The organism is Herbaspirillum sp. B65 (assembly GCF_000333555.1).
Taxonomy (GTDB): domain Bacteria; phylum Pseudomonadota; class Gammaproteobacteria; order Burkholderiales; family Burkholderiaceae_D; genus Herbaspirillum; species Herbaspirillum rubrisubalbicans.
This window is the reverse complement of record NZ_BADI01000781.1, coordinates 1-1,893: the sequence shown is the minus strand read 5'-3', so window position 1 is coordinate 1,893 and position 1,893 is coordinate 1. Positions and strand designations below refer to the sequence as shown.

General features: G+C 67.8%; 3 protein-coding genes. All 3 read left to right on the top strand.

The genetic code is table 11. The annotated features are described in order from the left end of the window. Positions 1-24 precede the first annotated feature (24 nt). Positions 25-792 carry an enoyl-CoA hydratase/isomerase family protein gene (locus I5W_RS18615; protein WP_083893580.1) on the top strand — a complete coding sequence of 256 codons (768 nt, stop codon included), beginning with the start codon at positions 25-27 and terminating at the stop codon, positions 790-792. Positions 793-804: 12 nt separating this feature from the next. Then, complete coding sequence (locus I5W_RS18610; RefSeq protein WP_017450449.1) at positions 805-1,593, top strand: enoyl-CoA hydratase/isomerase family protein; 789 nt, start codon at positions 805-807, stop codon at positions 1,591-1,593. A 17-nt stretch (positions 1,594-1,610) separates the two neighbouring features. Beyond that, on the top strand, positions 1,611-1,893 hold a 283-nt coding region (locus tag I5W_RS18605), incomplete at its 3' end, for an enoyl-CoA hydratase/isomerase family protein (protein WP_044530343.1).

Here is a 1,893-nt window from a genome sequence, read left to right as displayed (position 1 = left end):
GAAAACCATGAGCCAGACAACGACATCATATTGGTGCAGCACGAGGGCGACGTGGCCGTCGTCACGCTGAACTACCCGCAGCGCCGCAATGCATTTTCGCTGAAGATGCGCCAGGCCTTGTATAAGAGCCTGTACCAGCTGATGCACCATGACGAGACCTGCCGCGCCATCGTCCTGACCGGCGCCGCCGGCGCCTTCTGTGCCGGCGGCGACATCTCGGAAATGGCACAACGCACCGTGCTCGAGTATCGCGAACGCAACGCGCTGCCGCTCGACATCTTCAAGCTGATGGTACGTGGGCCGAAGCCGGTCGTGGCGGCGGTCGAGGGGCCTGCCATGGGCGCCGGGCTGTCGCTGGCCGCGGCGTCGGATTATGTCGTGGCATCGACTGCGGCGCGCTTTGCCAGCGCCTTCGTGAAGGTCGGCCTGATGCCTGACACCGGCCTGTACTGGAGTCTCGTGCAGCGCGTCGGTGCCGGCCGTGCGCGCGCGCTGATGCTCAGTGCGCGCGAGTTCGACGGCACTGCCGCGCTCGGCATGGGCTTCGCCAACGAAACGGCTGCGCCCGGCGAGGTGCTCGCGGCGGCGCTGCGGGTGGCACGCCAGTACGCGGCGCTACCCCCGGTGGCGCTGGCGCACTTGAAGGCTGCGCTGGCCGATGGCATCGCCAGTCTCGACCAGGCGATCGAAACCGAGGTCAACCTGCAGCCGATCCTGCGCCGCAGCCGCGACCACAAGGAAGCGGTCACCGCTTTCATGGACAAACGCACGCCGGTCTTCGTCGGCGACTGAAAAGGAGTTCCCATGAGCGCCACCAACCCAGAACCGATCCAGGTCACGCGCGACGGCGCGGTCGCGATCGTTACCATCAACCTGCCCCAGCGCCGTAACGCGATGGGGCGTGCCGCGCGCCACGCACTGCGCGACACCGTGCACCGCCTGATGGTGGACGATCCGGATTCGCGCGCGCTGGTGCTGACGGGCGCGGGCGGCCATTTTTGTGCCGGAGCCGACATTTCGGAGATGACCCAGCGCACCATCTTGCAGAGCCGCGAGATCCTGCGCGAAAGCTGCGAGGTCGTCCGCGACCTGTGCGGTGGGCCCAAGCCGGTCGTGGCCGCCGTCGAGGGCGTCGCGTTCGGCGCCGGGCTGTCGCTGGTGGCGGCCTGCGACTACGTCGTCGCGGCCGCCAGTGCGCGCTTTTGCGCGGCATTCCTGCGCGTCGGCCTGGTACCCGATACCGGCATCTTCTGGACCCTGCCGAAGAAGATCGGCATGACGCAGGCGCGTGCCCTGCTGTCGCTGGCCAACGAAATCGATGGCACCCGGGCGCTGCGCATCGGCCTGGCGAACCAGGTGACGGAGCCCGGCGCTGCGCTGCCGGCGGCGATCGCCTACGCCCGCGAACTCGCACGCAATCCGCCGCTCGGCATGGCGCTGACGAAAGCGGCTCTGACGAGCGGTGCCGACACCATGGACGCTTCGTTGCGGGCGGAAATCGATTACCAGCCCGTCCTGCGCCAGTCGCAGGACCACCTGGAAGCGGCACGCGCCTTCATGGAAAAGCGTCCCCCCGTGTTTACCGGCCAGTAACCGAAAGGATTCCCAGTATGAGCCAAAACCCGCACGGCGACAGCGCCACCGCAGACCTCGTCCAGATCCGCCGCGAGGGCGGCGTGGCGATCGTCATCATGAACAATCCGGAACGTCGCAACGCCTTTTCGGCACCGATGCGGCGCGCGCTGCTGGCCACCTTCGATGAGCTGATGCAGCGCGACGACGACTGCAGGGCGATCGTCCTGACCGGCGCCGGCGGCCATTTCTGTGCCGGCGGCGACCTGTCGGAAATGACCAGCGTCCTGCCATCGCTGGTGGCGATGCGCGAGCGATCGC

Coding starts and splice junctions, on each gene's coding strand:
- I5W_RS18610 (WP_017450449.1), top strand. CDS start 805: ATGAGCGCCACCAACCCAGAACCGATCCAGGTCACGCGCGACGGCGCG.